This is a genomic window from Aliagarivorans taiwanensis DSM 22990, from assembly GCF_000429505.1.
GTDB classification, from domain to species: domain Bacteria; phylum Pseudomonadota; class Gammaproteobacteria; order Enterobacterales; family Celerinatantimonadaceae; genus Aliagarivorans; species Aliagarivorans taiwanensis.
The window spans coordinates 24,301-43,641 of record NZ_KE386912.1; the positions used below are offsets into that span (position 1 = coordinate 24,301).

The window sequence follows — 19,341 nt, forward strand, 5'->3', positions numbered from 1 at the left end:
ACTTCCTCGTCCTCAATGATTTTTCCTGCGCAATACCTGACCACTTACTTATCCGGATTGGTATTACAATAAAAACAGTAGGCTAGCGCATCCGCTGCAACAGAATAATCTGGGGAGTTAGCGAGTTTTTGGCCAATCTTTGGTTAAGGTCACAGCTGTTTGTACAGGCTTTAAGCAAACAAACTAAATTGCACTTTTTTGGCAAAAAAACGGTTGACGCTCTAGGGGCGGATAAGCATAATACGCGCCGCAGCAACGGAACAGGGGCTGCTTCTTACGAGAGCATTGATTGCCTTGTAAGGGTATTGCAAGAGCAATGCAAGATGGCTATGTAGCTCAGCTGGTTAGAGCACAGCACTCATAATGCTGGGGTCGCAGGTTCAAGTCCCGCCATAGCCACCATCTTCTCTTAAGGTGTAAACCCTAAGCGAAGTGCTCAGTAAGTCGCGGGAGTGGCGGAATTGGTAGACGCGCTAGATTTAGGTTCTAGTATCGCAAGGTGTGAGAGTTCAAGTCTCTCCTCCCGCACCATTCTTACTGAGATTGCAAAAACACTTGCATGAGTGTGACTCACTCATAAAATAACAGGTCGACGCTGTAGGGGTATCGCCAAGCGGTAAGGCAGCGGCTTTTGATGCCGCCATTCGTTGGTTCAAATCCAGCTACCCCTGCCACTTTCTTCGAGAGACCAACTCGAATTAATTGCGCAAGCAGTTAAACAACAAAAGGTCACGCTGTAGGGGTATCGCCAAGCGGTAAGGCAGCGGCTTTTGATGCCGCCATTCGTTGGTTCAAATCCAGCTACCCCTGCCACTTTTATTTAGCTTCGGCTAAATGGCTATGTAGCTCAGCTGGTTAGAGCACAGCACTCATAATGCTGGGGTCGCAGGTTCAAGTCCCGCCATAGCCACCATTCTCTTGTTATGAGAGAATTAAAACTACCTTTGCGGGAGTGGCGGAATTGGTAGACGCGCTAGATTTAGGTTCTAGTATCGCAAGGTGTGAGAGTTCAAGTCTCTCCTCCCGCACCATCTTCTCTTGAAGATTGAGTTTAATCTGACTCACTAAACACAGGTTACGCTGTAGGGGTATCGCCAAGCGGTAAGGCAGCGGCTTTTGATGCCGCCATTCGTTGGTTCAAATCCAGCTACCCCTGCCACCTTAGAAAAGCCCGATAATCGCAAGATTGTCGGGCTTTTTGCTTTTCGGCGATCCACGGCTTGGCTTATACCTATCAACATCAGCTGCGGCATAAGCGACAGCCGTCACAGCCACCAGCATTTACAGCCCGCCTACTGACATGTTATTTGTTGCCTTTGCGCTTCACTTAGGACAACACCATGGAACTTCAACTCTGGCTCACCTTTGTCGCCGCTTGCATCATCTTCAGCTTCGCCCCCGGCGCAGGCATGGTAGCCACCGTTAGCAATGCCCTGAATCGCGGAATGAAGGTCGCCTTGGTGAATATCGTTGGCCTTCAGTTGGCCTTAGTGGTGCACCTACTGGTTGTCAGCCTTGGCCTCGGTGCTCTACTCGCTCAATCCGCCACCGCCTTTACCGTGGTGAAGTACTGCGGCGCCGCGTACTTGATCTACCTGGGTATCACCCAGTGGTTTAGCAAAGCCCCCGCCACGCAAACCGACGCCGACAACGGCCAGCATGCCTTGCTGCCCATCATGCGCCAGAGCCTGTTAATCAACCTCAGCAACCCCAAGTCGATCGTGTTCTTGGCCGCCTTCCTGCCACAGTTTATTGACCCGGCTGCTGCGGCAACCAACCAATATCTGATTTTGGGAAGCACTGTGGTGGTGATCGATTGTTTGGTGATGGTGGTGTATGCCTTGCTAGCAACGGTGATTCGACCGCTGTTGAGTAAGCCACGGTTTGTGGCGATGCAAAATAAGGTGTTTGCTAGTTTGTTTGTCGGCTTAGGTATCGCTCTGGCGAAAGCAGAAAGATAGCCCTTGTAACCCGCAGGCGACTTCGCGAACACACCAGCAAGCGAAGTCGGTTGCTGTGACCCATCCAATGCTCAGGTTTACGCCCATGTGGCCAAGTCAGGAGAAGCCGATGTTTAAACACCCTACCTCCCTGCGGTGCCTGCCTAGCGCAGCTCTGCTAGCGCTAGCATTTTACGCATTCGCAGATACCACCTGCCACGAAGCGCGCACAACGCTAACCTACCTAGTCAATGAGCGCCAGATGCTGGAACTTGAGATAGATGAGCTGCAAACCCGAATTACCCAAGGTAAGGCTGAGCTGGCGCAAGTCCAGCCGGAAAGTACCGCTTATCAGCAGCTAAGCGCCGACATCGAATATTTCAAAGAGAGCCACAGCGCCAGACTTCCTTACTATCAGCATATTAATGCCCTGCATAGCGATGCGCTTGTTCGCTATCAAGCTGTTTGCTTGGAGGAGCCTCAATAGAGTTGGGGGGAATCCTGACGGCTGGTTTTTGATCTTGTTGCTGTTGGCTTGGTGTTTGGGGTTTTCTTTTCTTTGGTGTGGGTTGTCCGTGTTTCGCCTTGACGGCGCTGCTGCGCGCGCACCTACTTTCTCTTTGCTTTGCCAAAGAGACAAGTAGGCAAAGAGAAAGGCAACCCCGTTGCACAGGCCTGCGGCTTCACTGCGATGCTCGCTCCACCCTGAGCCGAAATAACTCGCTTCGCTCAAACAGGATTTCGGCCTTAACCGGGCTCCACTTGTGCTTCTCGTCTGTGCAGAGGGGCCCGAAATTGTGCCTCACTTCAGTATTTGTCGATAAAGTGACCGCATGCTAGCTTAATTACTTACTTAATCATTATTAAAGTTTCCGCTAGGATGCACACATGTATCTATATAAATTTCAATCACTTAATGAGAACAACCTCGCAGCTCTCAATGCTCACTCACTTTATTTTGCACCGCTGGATAGACTAAATGACCCTACTGAGAACATGTTTGATCTCCAAGCACAGCATCTGGAAACCGCAATCAATCAAGAGCAGCGAAATAATTTAGAGAAAATAAAGCAATATGGGGTGCTTTCTACAGCGATAGGGAAAGACTTAGAGACAGATTTACTTATGTGGTCTCATTATGGAGATGGCCTAAAAGGCTACTGCTTGATATTTGATAAATCTGTTTTGATAGATCACTACTACTGACTGATGATAACTTAACGGTCGTAAAGCCTGAAGAAACTAATTACAGCTTCCCGCGAGTACCATCTGATTCTCCAATTAGACAAGGCTGTGCCCCAATTCCGGGAATCGACGAACCAGACCAAGAGTGTCAGTTCCTAACTAAGCAACTCCTCTACAATAAGCCAAATTGCTTTAGTTACGAGAAAGAGTTTCGCTTCGTCAAACTTCAAACAGGACTGTTTCAGTACCCTACTCAAGCACTGCAGCAAGTGATCATTGGCGACAAAATTCCGGAAGTTAATCAAGCTCTTATCCAAAAATTGGCCAAATCTACTTTTCCAAATATCACTATCAAGCGAGCCTATGTAAAACCCAATAGTTTCCAAATTCACATTAAAGAATGGCGTCACTAACTGTTCACTCATCGCTTGCAACAGGCGCTACTCCCCCTCTGCACAGACGAGTAGCGCAAGGGGGCTATTGATCAGGTCGAAATCCTGTCTGAGCGAAGCGAGTTATTTCGGCCCCATAGACACCGAGCAACGCAGTGAAGCCGAAGGCCTGTGCAGCCGGGGGTGTCTTCTCTTTTGCCTACTTTTCTCTGGGCAGGCAGGAAAAGAGGTGCGCGCGCAGCAGCGCCGTCAGGGCGAAATACGGACTACCCACACCAAAGAAAACAAATCCCAAACCACCAAACCCACACCACCAAAGAACAAAAGGCAAAGAGGGCCCGCTAGCCCTCACCACGTCGAAAAGCCTGTTCAGCCGAATCCACCTTCTGCAAATACCGCCGCGATTCAGCAGCCGGATGCTGGGTCGTCAACTTCTACTACCGCTATAGCTACCAAAAACGAGTCAGAATATTTAATGCGTATATTTTTACTCATTAATTGAAAGCATGGAATTTAATGTAAATATTTGTACTCATTAATTGGCAGCTTGGCTTTTAATGAGTATATTTGTACACATTACCTTTCCACGAGTGGGAACTTAGAATGCAGGCTTTAACCCTTCAAGCAAACATTGCGTCCAAGTGGGTGAACATCGCTTTGATTCAGTTTCCAGACGAAGAGCAGCTCAATATCACCGAACTGGAGTACTTCGGGGAATACGTACAAGAACACTTTGGGGTAGACGATTATCACGCAGCCACACTGAACTACCCAGTGAACATGTTCGTGGACAGAGACGGTCCCGGTTGGATGCGATTTCTAGATGACATTATACCCTCAGGGGCCAGCCGCCGATTCTGGGTCAGTTATCTTGGGATAGGCGATAAAAGCAAAGCTGAACAGGACTTTGAGTTACTCAAGCACGGAACAACTGCCCCTGTTGGCAATCTGCGTATTTTAGAATCGCTACCGCCAGAAGATCCTGATCCGCATGCAATGGCCAGAACATTTAGGGTCGAGGAGGTTAAAGAGCGTGCAACCGACTTTCTTGAATATGCTCAGCGCCTCGGCGCTGCGGCTGGTGGCGCAACTGGGGCCGGTGGAGAAGCCCCAAAGTTACTTTTGCGCTGCACCAATAATGGCAATGTGTGGATAGACAGTTATCAGGATGACCCAACTAATCTAGATAGCTTCTACTTAGTTAAGTACCCTCGCAACGAACGGCGGGACATCGACTGTGACGTACTCCGCGCCGAATACCACTTTTACCACGAGCTTGAGGCGATGGGCTTCGAGGCCATCCAAACTCAGGGAATGCGACTGATTGAAGGAGATCGCTATCCTTCTTTGTGGTTGCCACGGTTTGATGTGGTGACCGTTGATGGCCAAGTCGAACGACTCGGACTCGAGTCTGTTTACTCAATCTTGCAAAAGCAGCCAGGGGATTTTCTCGATCACAAGCAAACCCTCGTCACATTGGTGGAAGCTATCAGCCAAAGCCACATGGTGACAGTTCAAGGCTTCAAGTTTGATGCTGAAGCATTTGTGATTGAGTGGGTGCAACGGGATCTGCTCAATATTGCCTTTGGTAACTCCGATAACCACGGAAGAAACACGTCATTCCTAAAAGGAAAAGGTTGGATAGAGCTTGCGCCAATTTATGACTTCGCGCCGATGAAAGCTGATCCTGAAGATGTCACTCGAACTATCACGTGGGGGGCGGGCCTAGAAATTGGAGGCGAGTTTAACTTTGCACAGATTGCGGCTGAGCTTGCCGAACTTGCCGACTCCAGCAAACTACTTACGGAGTTAAAAACGACAGCCGGCAAGTTAGTCGGGCTTAAGCAGCGTCTGGCGGACCGAGGGGTGCCAAACACGATACTCGACCTACCAAGTATCGGCTTTGATTATTTAGATGAGAAACTCACAAGGTGGAACTTGCTATGACTAAGTCCACAAATGAAACGCTATTGCCAGGTATCGCTACCGATCGCGAGCGTGTCGGACATAGAACAAAAACGAAGCTCAATAGCAGCCGAACGCAAGCCATTAGGCTGGTTACAACCGCTTTGCTAAAAGGCGAGATGACTCAGGGGCAAGCGCTAAAACGTTTGCGCATAGATGTGTTAGGCCTTAAACAAGAGGAGTATGCCAAGATGGTTAAACTATCACGCAAGATCCTTTCTGACATCGAGAATGATAAGGGCGCCGGCAGTATTGAAGTACTAAATAAGGCATTTAAACCCTTTGGCCTAGAGGTCGGTATAGTTCCTGTGTCGAATAGCGCATTTAACGCATTACTCGAAGCGGCGAACAATGATCGGTGAATAAGGGAGAGCTGTGACGCCTGATACTGGCGGCAGTATGTAGCGCTCTTGAAGAGGGCCCGCTAGCCCTCACCCTTCCGAAAAGCCTGTTCAGCCAAATCCACCTTCTGCAAATACCGCCGCGATTCAGCAGCCGGATGCTGGGTCGTCAGCTTCTGATACACCGAAGCGGGACTCATCCCATTAATCGCCTCAGGCGCCCTATCGCGATTCGAGTGAAAGGTCTTAAACACATTCCCTGCCCCGCCGTTGTAGGCCGAGATCACCGAGTAGTGCCGCGAGGTAGGATTATCAATCGCCTTCAGATAGCGGGTCTCCAGCAAGTGCAGGTAGGCGGTGCCGACATCGATATTGTTCTCAGCGACAAACAGGTACTGCTGGGTTGGCTGGCCCGGTTTGCCTTTTACTTTATCGAACACGTCGCGCCCTGCGGTGCTTGGCACCACCTGCATTAGGCCGAAGGCGCCGGCGTGGCTAACGGCGTAGGGGTTGAAGCTGCTCTCGGTTTTCATTACTGCGTAGATCAGGCTCTCTGGCACGTCGTAGTGTTTAGCGTACTTCTCAATCAGCGATTGGTAGCGATACTCACGCAGTTGCTCATGCTGGCTGACTAGCGGAAACTGCACTGCCAAGAGCGGGAACTTGCCCACCTGTTTACGCTCTAGCTTATGCTCGCTTAAATAGCTGGCGTAGCGCTTGGCACGCCACTCCCAGCGGATCGGCTGGCCCTGATCATCCACCACTTGCTGGTATAAGAAGGGCTCGCCTTGGCTGGGGCCGAGGGGCTTGTCGGAGAAGATATCGACCTTGGCCGGGTCGTCGGGGGTGAGCAAGGTGGTGACAATCGCCTCTTCCAGCTTGGCGATTTCGCTCTCGCCAGCAAGGGTTTCGACCCGTACCCAGCCCTCTTCAAAGTTAATCTCGGCGCGGCTGCGGTAGTTGTCCCAGTACTTCACGAACACCTTGGTGCCGGGGTACTTGGCGTCTTCCTCCCAGGTTTTATCCACCGCTTGGCGCAGCTTGCTCAGTAGCTCGGCAATGCCTTTTAGGTCGGTTTCTATCTTGCCGGGGTTGGCGGCATATTCAGTGGCTTTGTCCTTGGCCCAGCTTTCGGCGGCGGCGGAGGGGTCGCCTGCGGTGACTACCTTGGCCAGTTGATGAACATCATTGCTGGTACATGCGATCAGTGCGGCGCTCAGCGTAAGCCCGAGCATCAGCGCCTTCCACATCCTTGTCATTGCTACTTCTATTTGCTGCTGTTGATGGGCTCATTATCTTCGCCCGGCTTGGCTCAAGGCAAGTGTCTGTTTTGCTTAACAGCACGCATTTCTGGTTTTTGCGGGTGTTATTGAAGCGTCATCCGTGGCGGTTATGCTGGACAGGCTCTGTCACTAATCAAGGAAGACCGATGAACAATCCAGTCGCGTGGTTTGAGATTTATGTAGATGACCTAGATAAGGCGAAAGCCTTCTATCAAACGGTGTTTGCCGCCGAGCTGATGTAGCTCAGCGATGGTTCCGATGGTAAGCCAGAAATGTGGGCCTTTCCCTGGCAAGAAGGCGGCATGGGTGCTGCCGGTGCGATTTGTAAGATGCGCGGGGTCGAGCCGGGAGGCAATTCAACCCTTGTGTACTTTAGCTGCGAAGATTGCGCAGTAGAGGAAGCGCGCGTTAACGGTGCTGGGGGTAAAGTGATTAATCCCAAAATGAGTATTGGCGAGCATGGCTGTATACCCGAACTACCTCAATATGCATGATTCAGAGGTACTCAATGTCCATAGGGCAAGGCGAAAGAGTGCAGGAATGGCAACCCCTTTCAAACTCTTTCAACGCAGAACTATGGACATTGAGTACCTCCCGAAGGGCGAGTTTTTCGGGCCCTCATACTGCGTTGTTACTTTTTGATTTAGACCACTAGATCTGCAAAGCAATGCCTTGTCTGAGGGCCTGAAAAATCTCGCTGAACAAGCATATTGAGGTAGTTCGGGTATAACGCATTGCCACCGATCCCGATGGCAACTGCATTGGCCTGCACTCACAGGCGTAAGGCTAGTTACTGCCGGGCATTCCCAAGGCATAACGCAGGGCCCAGTCTTTCAGCTTACCGCTGTTCTGGGCCGCTTTTAGCCCTAAGCCGCGTAGCATCTTCAACGGTGCAATATCGTTAGAAAAGCCCAGATAGAAGGCATCCATGGCACCTTGCATCAGCAGGTTGTCGGGCATGCGTTTGGCTTGGAAGGCCTTAAGCGTGGCGCCTGGGGCGCGCAGGCTATCTTGCGCCGCCAGAATAGTCAGCAGCGTTGCCACATCCCGGTAGCCTAGATTCACGCCCTGCCCGGCTAGGGGGTTGATGGTATGGGCGGCATCGCCGATTACCACGGCACAGCCTTTGTGGTAGCTCAGGGCGTGGCGGCGGCGCAGCGGGAAGGCCGCGCGAGCGATAATCGTGAAATCTCCCGGTAAGGGCGGAAAGTTATCGATAATCGCTTGTTTGAGCTGGGCATCGCTGAGTGCCTGCAGGCGCTTGGTAGTTGTGGCGCTGTCGTACCAAATCAGCGCAGCGTGCTGCTCGGCCAGCGGCAACAAGGCGCGTGGGCCGCTAGGGGTGAATTGCTGCCAGGTAATGTCTTGCTGTTCGGCGTCGAGCTGGATATTAATGGCAAAGCAGCGCTGGCGATAGTCCCAGGCCGAGATCCCGATGCCCAAGGCCTCACGCATCTTGGATTCACCGCCATCGGCCACTACCAACAGCTCAGCCGTAATACTCTGCTCTTGCCAGTGTAGTTCGACCTGCTGGTCTTTATTCTCCAGCGCATTATTCGCAACTAACTGAGGCGCATCGCCCACCGCCACGGTAACGCCAGCTTGCTCGCAGGCCTGCCACAGACCGAGCTGCACCACACGGTTCTCCAGCATAAAGCCCAGCTCTGGCAGACCAAGCTGCTCGGCGCTAAAGCGTAGCTTGTTGTCGGGCTGCTCCCAGGTGTGCAACTCGCGGTAAGGGCACAGGCGCATCGCTTCGATATATTGCCAAGCGCCCAGCTCCCGTAGCAGCGACACGCTGGCCATGCTCAGGGCACTGACTCGCAGGTCGATGGCTTGCTCGGGGGCAAAGGCCTTGGGGTGGTGGGTTTCGAACATCACCACCCGCTTGCCTTGCTTAGCAAGCCCTAAGGCGGCGGCAGCGCCCACCATACCGCCACCTACTATGGCTACCTCAAAATGGGTGCTATCAAGGCCTTGGGCTTGCTCTAAGTTATCCATGAAATTCAGCCGGTTATTGTTCCTGTGCGCAGTGTAAACCAAAGCGTGTCGAGAGGCGATGCCACAAGGCCTTGGCTGTGATTCGCGAGCCCTTACAGCAGCGGTGAAAAAAGCGTCATGCGCCATCTGGTAAGCGACAGGCAAAACCGATAAAATACGCCACCTTTTGAAACTTGAAGTAAGCACACGAGACCTACATGGCGAACAAACTGCATATTAAAACCTGGGGCTGTCAGATGAATGAGTACGACTCATCGAAGATGGCAGACCTGCTAGATGCAACCCACGGCTACCAAGAAACCGAGAATGCCGATGAGGCCGATGTGCTGCTATTAAATACCTGTTCGATCCGCGAAAAAGCGCAGGAGAAGGTGTTCCACCAGCTGGGTCGCTGGAAGACTCTCAAGCAGAAGAAACCAGGCCTGGTGATTGGCGTCGGCGGCTGTGTAGCCTCGCAAGAAGGTGATGCGATCCGCCAGCGTGCGCCATACGTTGATATCGTATTCGGCCCGCAAACCCTGCACCGCCTGCCTGAGATGATCAAGCAGGTGCAAAGCGGCGAGAAAGCCGTGGTGGATGTGAGCTTCCCTGAAATCGAAAAATTCGACCGCCTGCCCGACCCACGCGCAGAAGGTGCTACTGCATTCGTTTCAATCATGGAAGGCTGTAATAAGTACTGTACCTTCTGTGTGGTGCCTTACACCCGTGGTGAAGAGATCAGCCGCCCGCTCGACGACGTGCTCTACGAGATTGCGACCTTGGCCGAGCAAGGCGTACGTGAAGTGAACCTGCTGGGTCAGAACGTAAACGCCTACCGCGGCGAAACCCACGATGGCGAGATCTGCCGCTTCTCGGAGCTGCTGCGCTATGTAGCCAGCATCAACGGTATCGACCGCATTCGCTTCACCACCAGCCACCCGATTGAGTTCACCGACGACATCGTAGCGGTCTACGAAGACACCCCAGAGCTGGTGAGCTTCCTGCACCTGCCGGTGCAAAGCGGCAGCGACCGCGTGCTGAACATGATGAAGCGCGGCCATACCGCCATCGAGTACAAGTCGATTATCCGCAAGCTGAAAAAAGCCCGCCCGGATATCGAGATCAGCTCTGACTTTATCGTTGGCTACCCGGGCGAAACCGAAGAGGACTTCCTCGATACCATGAAGCTTATCGAGCAGGTTAACTTCGATATGAGCTTCAGCTTTATCTACAGCGCACGTCCGGGCACCCCAGCGGCCGACTTGCCGGATGATGTGAGCGAAGAAGCCAAAAAGCAGCGTCTTTACGTACTGCAAGAGCGTATCAACCAACAAGCCATGCAGGTGAGCCGTCGCATGCTCGATACCGAGCAGCGTATCTTGGTGGAAGGCCCATCCAAGAAAGACCCGATGGAGATGCGTGGCCGTACCGAGAACAACCGCGTGGTGAACTTTACCGGTCGCCCCGATATGGTCGGCAAGTTTGTTGACGTGAAGATTGTTGAGGTATTCCCCAACTCGCTACGCGGCGAAGTGGTACGCGAAGAAGCCGAGATGGGATTGCGTGTTGCGGTAGCACCGAATACCATTTTAGATAATACCGACGGACAAGCGAACGAACTGGGAGTGGCAACCTTTACCCCCTAGTTCACCCTAACTGAATAAGGAGCCGGGCTGGCCCTGCCAGCCCCACATTACTTTGAGTCAAAAAATCACCTCTATCGAAATCTATCTTGAGCCTGCCTCAAGCCAACGTTTGGCCAGCCTGTGTGGCCCCTTCGACGACAACCTGAAGCAACTAGAGCGCCGCATGGGCGTCGAGATCACCCACCGAGACAACTACTTTCAGATCACCGGCCGTCACGCCCTGTGTCTGGCGGTTAGCAAGATCCTGCGCAGCCTGTACGTGGAAACCGCACCAGTGAAAGGCGGCAGCATCCCTGATCTGGAGCCGGATCAGGTGCACCTTGCAATCCAAGAGAGCAACGCGCTGGAGCAAGACGCGGAAGACCAGCCGGTTTACGGCAAAGAGGTCAACATTCGCACCAAGCGTGGTGTTATCAAGCCGCGCACCCCGAACCAAGCCAGCTATATCGCTAATATGCTTGGCCACGATGTGACCTTTGGTATTGGCCCGGCGGGTACCGGTAAGACTTATCTGGCGGTAGCGGCAGCAGTCGATGCGCTAGAGCGTCAAGAAGTGCGCCGCATTTTGCTAACCCGCCCAGCGGTGGAAGCCGGTGAAAAGCTTGGTTTCTTGCCCGGCGATCTTAGCCAAAAGGTCGACCCTTATCTGCGCCCGCTCTACGATGCGCTGTTCGAGATGCTCGGCTTTGAGAAGGTGGAACGCTTAATCGAGCGCAACGTGATTGAGGTAGCGCCGCTGGCCTATATGCGTGGCCGTACCCTAAACGATGCCTACATCATCCTCGATGAAAGCCAGAACACCACGGTGGAGCAGATGAAGATGTTCCTGACCCGGATTGGCTTTAACTCACGCGCAGTGATCACCGGTGATATCACCCAGATTGACCTGCCGCGTCATCAAAAATCGGGCCTGCGCCATGCCATCGAAGTGCTCTCTGAGGTCGAAGCGCTAAGCTTTAACTTTTTCCAGGCCGCCGACGTGGTGCGTCATCCTGTTGTAGCAGCCATCGTGCAAGCTTACGAAGTACAAGATGAGAAAGACCGCGCCGAAGAAGCCCAGCGCAAAGCCGCCCGTGATGCGAGTCGCGAAGCCGCCGCTGGCGACAACGCTGCCAAAAGCAGCTAACGCGATGATGGCACTGAAACGAAGGTAGAACTGTAACGATGGTAGAACTTGATCTACAGATTGCTTGTGCGTCCAGCGAGGGGCTACCCGCGCAGGACGTTCTGCAACGGGTACTGGATACCGCATTGAGCGAGCTCAAGCCCGAGGCAGAGCTGACCGTGCGGATTGTCGACGAAGCCGAGAGCCAGTCACTCAATCACCAGTACCGCGACAAGGACAAGCCCACCAATGTGCTGAGCTTTCCCTTTGAAGGGCCTCCGGGCATCGAACTACCACTAATTGGCGACTTGGTGATTTGTCGTCAAGTGGTTGAAAGGGAAGCAGAACAGCAGGGAAAAACCGCCCTAGACCATTGGTCGCATATGCTTGTGCATGGCGCCTTACATCTGCTAGGTTATGATCATATCGATGATCAGCAGGCAGAGCAGATGGAAAGCATGGAAATCGCGTTGCTGGCCAAGCTTGGCATAGCGGATCCTTATAATTAACTTAACTAAAAGACAATGAGCGACGACAACCCCCACTCGAGCAACGGCTCGGCTAAAAAAGGCTGGATCAGCAGACTGATGCAGCTGGTACAAGGCGAGCCGCAATCCAAAGAAGAGCTAGTCGAAGTGATCCAGGAAGCCAACGAGCGCTCCCTTATCGATCACAACACCAAAGAGATGATTGAAGGCGTATTAGACGTCTCTAACCAGCGAGTGCGCGACATCATGATCCCGCGTTCGCAAATGGTCACCGTCGATGTCAATCAAACCATCGAAGAGACCGTCCCGCTGCTGATCCAAGCCCGTCACTCGCGCTTCCCGGTGATCAACGAGGATAAAGACCATATCGAAGGGGTCTTGCTGGCCAAAGACCTGCTGCCCTACGCCTTTAATCAAGATGACGCCACCAAGCCACTGAGTGAGATATTGCGCCCGGCGGTGGTGGTGCCAGAAAGCAAGCGCATCGACAAGCTACTCAAAGAGTTTCGCTCCGAGCGCTACCACATGGCGATTGTGGTAGACGAATTTGGCGGGGTATCGGGGCTGGTGACCATTGAGGATATTCTGGAGCTGATCGTTGGCGATATCGAAGACGAGTTCGCCAAAGAGAGCAGCTTGCAGGAAGATATCCGCAAGATCACCGAGAAGACCTTCGCGGTAAACGCCCTCACCGAGATCGACGACTTCAACGACTACTTCGGCTGTGAACTCAGCGACGAAGAGGTCGACACCGTAGGCGGGCTGGTCACCTTGGCCTTTGGTCATCTGCCCGATGCTGGTGAAACCATCACCATCGATTCATTTCAATTCAAGGTTCGGTCTGCCAGCCGGCGACGTTTGCTGCAGCTGCAGGTAACCGTTGACGAGGCAAATATTCCGGGTCTGCAAGTTCAGGAATAACCCACCCTATGTCTGCTAGCATGTTCGGCCGCAAGCCGCGTAAGCCCATGGCGCCTTTGTTTCTGGCGCTATTGCTCGGGTTGATGGCACCCTTTGCCTTCGCCCCCTATGGCTACTGGCCGTTGATGCTGCTCTCCTTTGCTGGACTGTCGGCGCTGATGCTGCGCTCTCAGCGCCCCTTCTTGCTGGGTTTTTGTTACGGCCTCGGTTGGTTTGGCTATGGCATCAACTGGGTGCATGTGTCGATGGCGCAGTTTGGCGGAATGCCGCTGATTGCCAGCCTGGCACTAATGGCGCTATTGGCGGCCTACCTGTCGCTCTATCCGGCGCTGGCTTGCTGGCTGGCGGCGCGCTGGCGTGGGCCGCGTAAGACGCTGTTCTTATTGCTGTGGTTGCCCGGCTGTTGGTTGTTCGCAGAATGGCTGCGCTCTTGGGTACTCACGGGCTTCCCGTGGCTGCAGTTTGGCTACAGCCAAATCGACTCCCCTCTGTCGGGCTTAGCGCCAATCGGCGGGGTATTTTTGGTTACCTGGCTGGTGATGCTGCTGGCCAATAGCCTAGTGTTGCTAGCCGTTGGCAGCAACGCTAAGCGGCTGCTGGCAGCGCTGGTGATTGCAGCCGCACTGTTAGGTGGCCACCAACTCAAAGGCATTGATTGGACCGAAGACCAAGAAACTATTGAGGTGGCCTTGGTGCAGGGCAATATCGACTTAAACATCAAGTGGCTACCGGAGTACCGCTGGCCAACCCTCAACCTCTATCAACAGGCAAGCTTCGCCCATCCCGAAGCTGATGTGATTATCTGGCCGGAGTCGGCGATTGCCGCGCTAGAGTATGAGGTGCTGGACTTCCTCCATCCGCTCAATGAGGAGCTGCTGGCCAATCAGCAGGCGCTGATTACTGGGGTGATCAGCCACGACCTGCAAAGCGATGAGTACTACAACGCGTTGATCACACTCGGTCGCTTCAACGACGACGACCCACGTGGCTATGTGTTTGAAAGCCCCAACCGTTACTACAAGAATCACCTGCTGCCGATTGGCGAGTTTGTTCCGTTTGAGGATTTGCTCAGACCGCTGGCCCCGTTCTTTAACCTGCCAATGTCATCGTTTGACCGTGGCAGCGCAAGCCAGCCCAACCTGCAGGTTAACGGCCACGCGTGGCTGGCTGCCATCTGCTACGAGATCGCCTTTGGCGAGCTGCTGCGCGGTCAGTTCAGCGAGCAGACCGATGCGATTATCACTGTTAGTAACGACGGCTGGTTTGGCACCTCCATCGGCCCTTGGCAGCACCTGGAGATTGCCCAGATGCGCGCGGTGGAATTCGGGCGGCCGATTGCCCGCGCCACCAACACCGGCATGAGCGTAATCATTAACAAGTGGGGTGACATTGACCTGCTGCTGGAGCCTTACACTCAGGTAAGTGGCTCAGCTAGCCTAACGCCTGCCACCGGCAGTACCCCCTATCAGCAACTTGGCCGTTGGCCGCTGTGGCTACTGATGGCCCTCGCCGCCTCCAGTTTACTGTTAGGCGGGCGAAAGCAAACTCGCCTGTTTCGCTAAAACGACAACGAGCGGGCAATCCCGCTCGTTGACTGTCACTCATCGTTTTCTGCTATTCCTACAATTACTCCTGCATCGGCTCGGCTGAAGGTGGCAGACGATAGAACTGGGTGCCGCCGCAGTTGTCACAGGCAGCCAGTAACTCTGGGTGCCACACTGCCCGTTTGGTCCCGCACTCGGTGCACTCCACCGTGCCCAACCCTACCAGCTCGCCTTGCTGGTAGACCCCTTGATGCTGTAAGTCGCCGAGTAGCTCGTGCCACTCCACCCGGGTGGTATCGCTCATCTTGGCCAGCCAGTGCCAGATGCTGTCGCTAAGTAGCCGCATTCCCGGTGAGCCTTCAAAGGCGCGGCGGTTGTCGTCTTGCCAGTCGCTAAGGTCGCGCCGCACATAGTTGGCGATCATCTGCCACTCGTCCTTGGTCAGATCGCTGGCCGCCTGCATGTACTTTTGGGTGGTGTCGATAAGGTGAGATAATTCTTCTTGGCTGATCTTACCGGCTTGCTGCAGACGCTTAGACAGGTCCTCAACAAACGCTTGATAGGCTTTAATCCGTTTGGGCATCGCTTCCTCCTGACTGCGCCTTACCTTCTCAAGAATAGCTGCCAGCCGAGTGTTGTGCTGTGCGCTGTCCAACAAGTTATACCAATCTGGATAAGTTAATGATTCAGATATTGCGCAGAGAAAATTATTGAGGACAAGGAGGCGCATGCCGTAACTAGTGGACTAATTACAAAAGCGTTGACGCTGTCATCAATGATTTTAACCAGCAAGAATGATCAGTTACTTATGCAGATTGGTATCACTGGCGATGCTGGTCAATTAGCCCCTGAGCAACCTGCCGATTACGCTCAACCAAGGCGATAAAGGCCTGCAACTGCGGCTCAGTCAGGGCCTCGCCAATCGCCGCATCCACCACCTCACTGGCGCAGTGGCTGAGGTAGTCGAGGGCGAAGTTACCAGCGCTGCCTTTAATCGAGTGAGCGATGCGATGTAGCAGCTCCCAATCGTGCCGCTCAAAGGCGGGCTGTAGCTGGCCCAGATATTCATCGAAGCTAGTGACAATCGCCTCAGCCAGCTCAAGCGCGATATCGGCCTCTTGATCGGCGATGTCCATGAGCACCTGCCAGATCAGCTGGTCCTCGGGAAGCGGCTCGCTGTCATCGTTTGGTGCGCTTTGCTGGGTTTCATTGTCTAGCAGCACGTTGTTGTCATCTAACGCATCGCTACCTACTGACGCGTCGCTATCAACTAAGGCCTCGCTACTAATGAGCGCATCGTCATCAGCAAAGCTATCAAGCGCCGCGATATCATCTTTGCTGAGACTCTCCGCGTCAGATTGTTCATCGCTGTCCGCCAGGACCGGCAAGTCATCGTTGCTGGGCAGTCGGTCGCTAAATAGCGCCAGCGCCTCACTAAAGGCCGTCTCTTGCAGTGGTTTAGTCAATATATGGTTAGCGCCGGCTTCAATAAACTCATCGCGGGCTTGCTCAAACACATCGGCGGTACAGGCGAAAATGAGGATGTCCAAGCCCAGTTGCTGGCGAATCGCGCGTGTGGCATCGACACCATTCATCTCTGGCATATGGTTGTCCATGATGATCAAATCAAAGCTACGCTCTGCCAGTATCTCCAGCGCCAAGCGGCCGTTCTCGACCACCGAGCAGCGATGGCCGAGACGCTGGCAGAACTTGGTCATCACCATGGCGTTGACTCGGTTATCTTCTACCACCAGTATCGACAGCCCTTGCGGCAGCACCTGCACATCTAAACTGCGCTGCTGCAGTTGCTCTTTGGGCAGCTCGGGTAGTGCCACCGAGAAGCGGAACTCACTGCCTACGCCCGTCTCACTGGTCACGCTTATCTCGCCGTTCATCATCACGATCAGGCGGCGCACAATCGCTAGCCCCAGCCCGGTGCCACCAAAGCGGCGGGTGGTGGAGCCTTCGGCCTGTACGAAGGGGTCGAAGATAGAATCCAGTCGGTCGCTTGGGATGCCAATGCCGCTGTCTTTAATCACAAAGTTCAACGTGCGCTTATTCCCAACCATTACCCCTGACGATACCGTAAACAGCACCTCGCCCCGTTCAGTAAACTTGATGGCGTTGCTCAGCAGGTTGTAGACCACTTGGCGCAGCCGCGCCGCATCGCCGAGGTAGCAATACTGCTCATCTACATCCACGTTGAACTGCAGGGTCAAATGCTTCTCTTCAGCCAGCGAGCTAAAGGTGCTGTGGATAGGCGATAGCAGCGCCTTAAGGGTAAACGGCACCTCCTCTAACTCCAGCCGGTTCTGTTCCACTTTCGAGAAGTCGAGGATATCGTTGAGGATAGCCATCAGGTGGTTGCCCGACTCCAGAATCACATCCAGATACTCACGCTGCTGCTTAGCATTGCACTCGCCGGAAGCCATCACCTGAGCGATACCCAGCACACCATTGAGCGGGGTGCGCAACTCGTGACTCATCGACGCCAAGAACAGCGACTTGGCCTCATTAGCAGCATTGGCTTCTTTGGTACGCTGCTCAAGTTCTTCCAGAGTGCCGCCAATCAGCAGCAGCCGCTCGCGGTTGTCGACCAGCAAGTAGATAAAGAGCATCAATAAGGTAAGCGCCAAGGCAAAATCCACATCGCTGGAAGACGCCGCCACCACATCGAACCAGAAGTGCTCGTTTTCATCGATCAAACGAACCAGGTTCTCACCGAGCAAGATTTGATTACTGTCGTTTTGAGATTGTTTTAGCTGGTTATACAGCCCGACATATCGCAGTAGGGTTTGCGAGGCCTCATCGGCGGGGTCGATAACACCTTGCTGCAACAGTTGGGTTAACATCGGCATGTCGGTCAGCTCATCGCTTGATTTACCCGACTCAGCCAACAGCAGGTTCTTAATATTGCGCTCCAAGAATGTGCGGGCCACATTGAGGCGAATATTGTTCTCCATCTCCTCCAACAGCTTGTAGGCCTCGCCGTAGAACGTTTGCTTGATGCGATGCCACTGATGTTCATTGAATAACAGCCGACCTAAACGCGAGTTGATGACCTTCTCCAGGTGCTGCTTGGCTTCGCGGGCACGCAACTGGATCGCCACCAAATCGCTGGAGAGCTCAAGGGCCGGGGTAGACGCATCAATCTGATGAGCCAGGATACGGTCACGTTCGCTGATCAGTGCATGACCGATTTCGACACTAGCGCTCTGGTAGGTAACAGCGAGCCGCCGTTTTAAGTCGGCGGCGCCAATCGCCAGCAGACACAGGCTGATAGCCAATATCAACAGCATCTTGAGCTTGCTGAACTTATCCGCCATTTTCCAGCACCTCCAAAATGGCCGGACGCTGCGAGTTGAGTGAGTGTAGAAACGCACTCAGCTCAACCACCACCAGCGGCTCCAACTCCATGCCCAGTTGCACCCGCGCCATAATTCGAATGGCCTCTTCCAGTTCGGTGACGGTGCCATCGTGAAAATACGGCGCTGTCTTTGCCACATTGCGCAGACTGGGTACCCGAAACACAAAGCGATCACTCTCCAACCCAGTCTCGTTAAAGCGCCCGAGATCAGAGCCAATAGCATCTTCGTTGTAATAGCCAAAGCGCTGCAGCATCGAGCCGCCGATGTTCTCGCCTTGATGGCAGACCACACAGCCAAGCTCCTGGAAGTGCTGCCAGCCTTGCTTAGCGGCAACCGTTAGCGCCTGCTCATCGCCCAGCAGGTAGCGGTCGAAGGCCGAAGGTGGGGTAATCAGCGCCTCCATAAAGCGCGTTAGGGCCAGCTTCACTGAGGCCTCATCGATATCGGCGAGGTCGGCTTGAGCAAAGGCTTGCTTCATCTCGGGCGAGCTAGACAGGTACTCAACTATCTCAGCCCAGCTGCTGTCCATCTCCTTGGGGTGGTGGACCGGCCCATCCATCTGGTCTTGCAGCGTCAAGGCGCGGCCATCCCAGAAAAAGCGATGGTTGTTACTAACGTTAAATACGGTGAGCGAGTTGCGCTCCCCAAGCCCACCCACACCTACCGATAGCGGCAGCGGATCGGAGCCATGGGAGTCCAGATGGTGGCAATTGGCGCAGCTCACCGCGCCATTGGAAGAGAGCTTTGGGTCGTTGAACAGGCGCCAGCCTAGGCGCACCAAGGGCGAGCTTTCTACAGCCACCGGATGCAGCGGTTTAACCAGCGGGGAGGTGATGATTGCCGAGTGATCTGTGCCGTTGTGGTGGACATCGTCATGCTCAGCATGGCCATCGTCGGCATGCTCATCATGATGATGGTGGTCAGAGTGCAAAGGGGGAAAACTAGAGACATAGGCGTGCTGCTGGTAGAAGCGCAGCGCATAGCCGAACCCGACGAGTACCATAATCGCCATTATTGCGGTCCATCGAGCCAGAGTCGGCATTCCCTAGTTCCTTGTTTTATCGGGACTATTAATAACATATGAGACAATAGAAATTGTAGCAAACTCCCTGTTCAATTCTGTCGGCAACGTCAAGATGCTGGCTCGGGTCAATTTAAGCGCCATAAGCGGCCGCTAATCCGC

At 53.7% G+C, this 19,341-nt stretch carries 16 protein-coding genes and 7 tRNA genes; 18 read left to right on the top strand and 5 right to left on the bottom strand.

Annotated features, from left to right (window positions below):
• The first annotated feature begins 325 nt into the window (after positions 1-325).
• From G462_RS0120725 to G462_RS23620, 12 genes are all read left to right on the top strand, one after another.
• A tRNA-Met gene (locus tag G462_RS0120725) sits at positions 326-402 on the top strand.
• Positions 403-446: 44 nt separating this feature from the next.
• Positions 447-531 (top strand) — tRNA-Leu (locus tag G462_RS0120730).
• 68 nt (positions 532-599) lie between these two features.
• A tRNA-Gln gene (locus G462_RS0120735) sits at positions 600-674 on the top strand.
• A 64-nt stretch (positions 675-738) separates the two neighbouring features.
• Positions 739-813, top strand: a tRNA-Gln gene (locus G462_RS0120740).
• Between the two features lie 23 nt (positions 814-836).
• Positions 837-913, top strand: a tRNA-Met gene (locus tag G462_RS0120745).
• Positions 914-946: 33 nt separating this feature from the next.
• Positions 947-1,031: transfer RNA gene (locus tag G462_RS0120750), tRNA-Leu, on the top strand.
• Positions 1,032-1,084: 53 nt separating this feature from the next.
• A tRNA-Gln gene (locus G462_RS0120755) sits at positions 1,085-1,159 on the top strand.
• A 181-nt stretch (positions 1,160-1,340) separates the two neighbouring features.
• Positions 1,341-1,961 (top strand): homoserine/homoserine lactone efflux protein, encoded by a 621-nt coding sequence (gene rhtB, locus G462_RS0120760; RefSeq protein ID WP_026960675.1) that lies wholly within the window; start codon positions 1,341-1,343, stop codon positions 1,959-1,961.
• A 109-nt stretch (positions 1,962-2,070) separates the two neighbouring features.
• Positions 2,071-2,427, top strand: coding sequence for a hypothetical protein (locus tag G462_RS0120765; protein ID WP_026960676.1), 357 nt, complete (start codon positions 2,071-2,073; stop codon positions 2,425-2,427).
• 401 nt (positions 2,428-2,828) lie between these two features.
• Positions 2,829-3,146 carry a DUF2971 domain-containing protein gene (locus G462_RS0120770; protein ID WP_026960677.1) on the top strand — a complete coding sequence of 106 codons (318 nt, stop codon included), beginning with the start codon at positions 2,829-2,831 and terminating at the stop codon, positions 3,144-3,146.
• A gap of 974 nt (positions 3,147-4,120) precedes the next feature.
• On the top strand, positions 4,121-5,464 hold the full coding sequence (locus tag G462_RS0120780) for a type II toxin-antitoxin system HipA family toxin (protein ID WP_026960679.1): 1,344 nt from the start codon (positions 4,121-4,123) through the stop codon (positions 5,462-5,464).
• Entirely contained in the window at positions 5,461-5,844 is a 384-nt protein-coding gene (locus G462_RS23620) for a helix-turn-helix transcriptional regulator (protein WP_051326902.1), read from the top strand. The genes G462_RS0120780 and G462_RS23620 overlap by 4 nt, the downstream gene beginning before the upstream one ends.
• A 62-nt stretch (positions 5,845-5,906) precedes the next feature.
• Here G462_RS23620 and mltC read toward each other — a convergent pair whose 3' ends face one another.
• Complete coding sequence (gene mltC / locus G462_RS23625; protein WP_157378707.1) at positions 5,907-7,082, bottom strand: membrane-bound lytic murein transglycosylase MltC; 1,176 nt, start codon at positions 7,080-7,082, stop codon at positions 5,907-5,909.
• Between the two features lie 170 nt (positions 7,083-7,252).
• Between mltC and G462_RS25180 the strand changes: the two genes are divergently transcribed.
• The gene (locus G462_RS25180) at positions 7,253-7,348 is read left to right on the top strand and encodes a VOC family protein (protein WP_425393738.1); all 96 of its coding nucleotides are present in this window, start codon (positions 7,253-7,255) and stop codon (positions 7,346-7,348) included.
• Positions 7,349-7,892: 544 nt separating this feature from the next.
• On the opposite strand, the gene G462_RS0120800 is transcribed toward G462_RS25180, so the two are convergent.
• Positions 7,893-9,107 carry an FAD-dependent oxidoreductase gene (locus G462_RS0120800; RefSeq protein ID WP_051326903.1) on the bottom strand — a complete coding sequence of 405 codons (1,215 nt, stop codon included), beginning with the start codon at positions 9,105-9,107 and terminating at the stop codon, positions 7,893-7,895.
• A 197-nt stretch (positions 9,108-9,304) separates the two neighbouring features.
• Between G462_RS0120800 and miaB the strand changes: the two genes are divergently transcribed.
• From miaB to lnt, 5 genes are read left to right on the top strand one after another with little or no spacing between them, the layout of a single operon-like run.
• Positions 9,305-10,732, top strand: a complete 1,428-nt coding sequence (miaB, locus tag G462_RS0120805) for a tRNA (N6-isopentenyl adenosine(37)-C2)-methylthiotransferase MiaB (protein ID WP_026960681.1) — start codon at positions 9,305-9,307, stop codon at positions 10,730-10,732.
• A 52-nt stretch (positions 10,733-10,784) separates the two neighbouring features.
• Positions 10,785-11,858 carry a PhoH family protein gene (locus tag G462_RS0120810; RefSeq protein ID WP_026960682.1) on the top strand — a complete coding sequence of 358 codons (1,074 nt, stop codon included), beginning with the start codon at positions 10,785-10,787 and terminating at the stop codon, positions 11,856-11,858.
• Positions 11,859-11,896: 38 nt separating this feature from the next.
• A complete protein-coding gene (gene ybeY / locus G462_RS0120815) occupies positions 11,897-12,346 on the top strand; it encodes an rRNA maturation RNase YbeY (RefSeq protein WP_026960683.1) in 450 nt (149 codons plus the stop codon).
• A gap of 15 nt (positions 12,347-12,361) precedes the next feature.
• Positions 12,362-13,246: a CNNM family magnesium/cobalt transport protein CorC gene (corC, locus tag G462_RS0120820; protein ID WP_026960684.1), complete on the top strand. Its 885-nt coding sequence runs from the start codon at positions 12,362-12,364 to the stop codon at positions 13,244-13,246.
• A gap of 8 nt (positions 13,247-13,254) precedes the next feature.
• The gene (gene lnt, locus G462_RS23635) at positions 13,255-14,808 is read left to right on the top strand and encodes an apolipoprotein N-acyltransferase (RefSeq protein ID WP_051326904.1); all 1,554 of its coding nucleotides are present in this window, start codon (positions 13,255-13,257) and stop codon (positions 14,806-14,808) included.
• Positions 14,809-14,872: 64 nt separating this feature from the next.
• On the opposite strand, the gene G462_RS0120830 is transcribed toward lnt, so the two are convergent.
• From G462_RS0120830 to G462_RS0120840, 3 genes are all read right to left on the bottom strand, one after another.
• Positions 14,873-15,373, bottom strand: coding sequence for a zinc ribbon-containing protein (locus tag G462_RS0120830; RefSeq protein WP_026960685.1), 501 nt, complete (start codon positions 15,371-15,373; stop codon positions 14,873-14,875).
• Positions 15,374-15,611: 238 nt separating this feature from the next.
• Positions 15,612-18,116, bottom strand: a complete 2,505-nt coding sequence (locus tag G462_RS23640) for a hybrid sensor histidine kinase/response regulator (protein WP_051326905.1) — start codon at positions 18,114-18,116, stop codon at positions 15,612-15,614.
• Positions 18,106-19,200, bottom strand: a complete 1,095-nt coding sequence (locus G462_RS0120840; RefSeq protein WP_026960686.1) for a cytochrome-c peroxidase — start codon at positions 19,198-19,200, stop codon at positions 18,106-18,108. Before G462_RS0120840 ends, G462_RS23640 begins: the two co-directional genes overlap by 11 nt.
• Positions 19,201-19,341 lie beyond the last annotated feature (141 nt).

What these genes read in the sequence shown, in the direction of transcription:
- G462_RS23640 (WP_051326905.1), bottom strand. Translation starts at nt 18,116, where the DNA reads ATGGCGGATAAGTTCAGCAAGCTCAAGATGCTGTTGATATTGGCTATC.
- G462_RS0120770 (WP_026960677.1), top strand. Translation starts at nt 2,829, where the DNA reads ATGTATCTATATAAATTTCAATCACTTAATGAGAACAACCTCGCAGCT.
- mltC (WP_157378707.1), bottom strand. Translation starts at nt 7,082, where the DNA reads ATGACAAGGATGTGGAAGGCGCTGATGCTCGGGCTTACGCTGAGCGCC.
- G462_RS0120765 (WP_026960676.1), top strand. Translation starts at nt 2,071, where the DNA reads ATGTTTAAACACCCTACCTCCCTGCGGTGCCTGCCTAGCGCAGCTCTG.
- G462_RS0120780 (WP_026960679.1), top strand. Translation starts at nt 4,121, where the DNA reads ATGCAGGCTTTAACCCTTCAAGCAAACATTGCGTCCAAGTGGGTGAAC.
- miaB (WP_026960681.1), top strand. Translation starts at nt 9,305, where the DNA reads ATGGCGAACAAACTGCATATTAAAACCTGGGGCTGTCAGATGAATGAG.
- rhtB (WP_026960675.1), top strand. Translation starts at nt 1,341, where the DNA reads ATGGAACTTCAACTCTGGCTCACCTTTGTCGCCGCTTGCATCATCTTC.
- lnt (WP_051326904.1), top strand. Translation starts at nt 13,255, where the DNA reads ATGTCTGCTAGCATGTTCGGCCGCAAGCCGCGTAAGCCCATGGCGCCT.
- G462_RS0120800 (WP_051326903.1), bottom strand. Translation starts at nt 9,107, where the DNA reads ATGGATAACTTAGAGCAAGCCCAAGGCCTTGATAGCACCCATTTTGAG.
- corC (WP_026960684.1), top strand. Translation starts at nt 12,362, where the DNA reads ATGAGCGACGACAACCCCCACTCGAGCAACGGCTCGGCTAAAAAAGGC.
- G462_RS23620 (WP_051326902.1), top strand. Translation starts at nt 5,461, where the DNA reads ATGACTAAGTCCACAAATGAAACGCTATTGCCAGGTATCGCTACCGAT.
- ybeY (WP_026960683.1), top strand. Translation starts at nt 11,897, where the DNA reads ATGGTAGAACTTGATCTACAGATTGCTTGTGCGTCCAGCGAGGGGCTA.
- G462_RS0120840 (WP_026960686.1), bottom strand. Translation starts at nt 19,200, where the DNA reads ATGCCGACTCTGGCTCGATGGACCGCAATAATGGCGATTATGGTACTC.
- G462_RS25180 (WP_425393738.1), top strand. Translation starts at nt 7,253, where the DNA reads ATGAACAATCCAGTCGCGTGGTTTGAGATTTATGTAGATGACCTAGAT.
- G462_RS0120830 (WP_026960685.1), bottom strand. Translation starts at nt 15,373, where the DNA reads ATGCCCAAACGGATTAAAGCCTATCAAGCGTTTGTTGAGGACCTGTCT.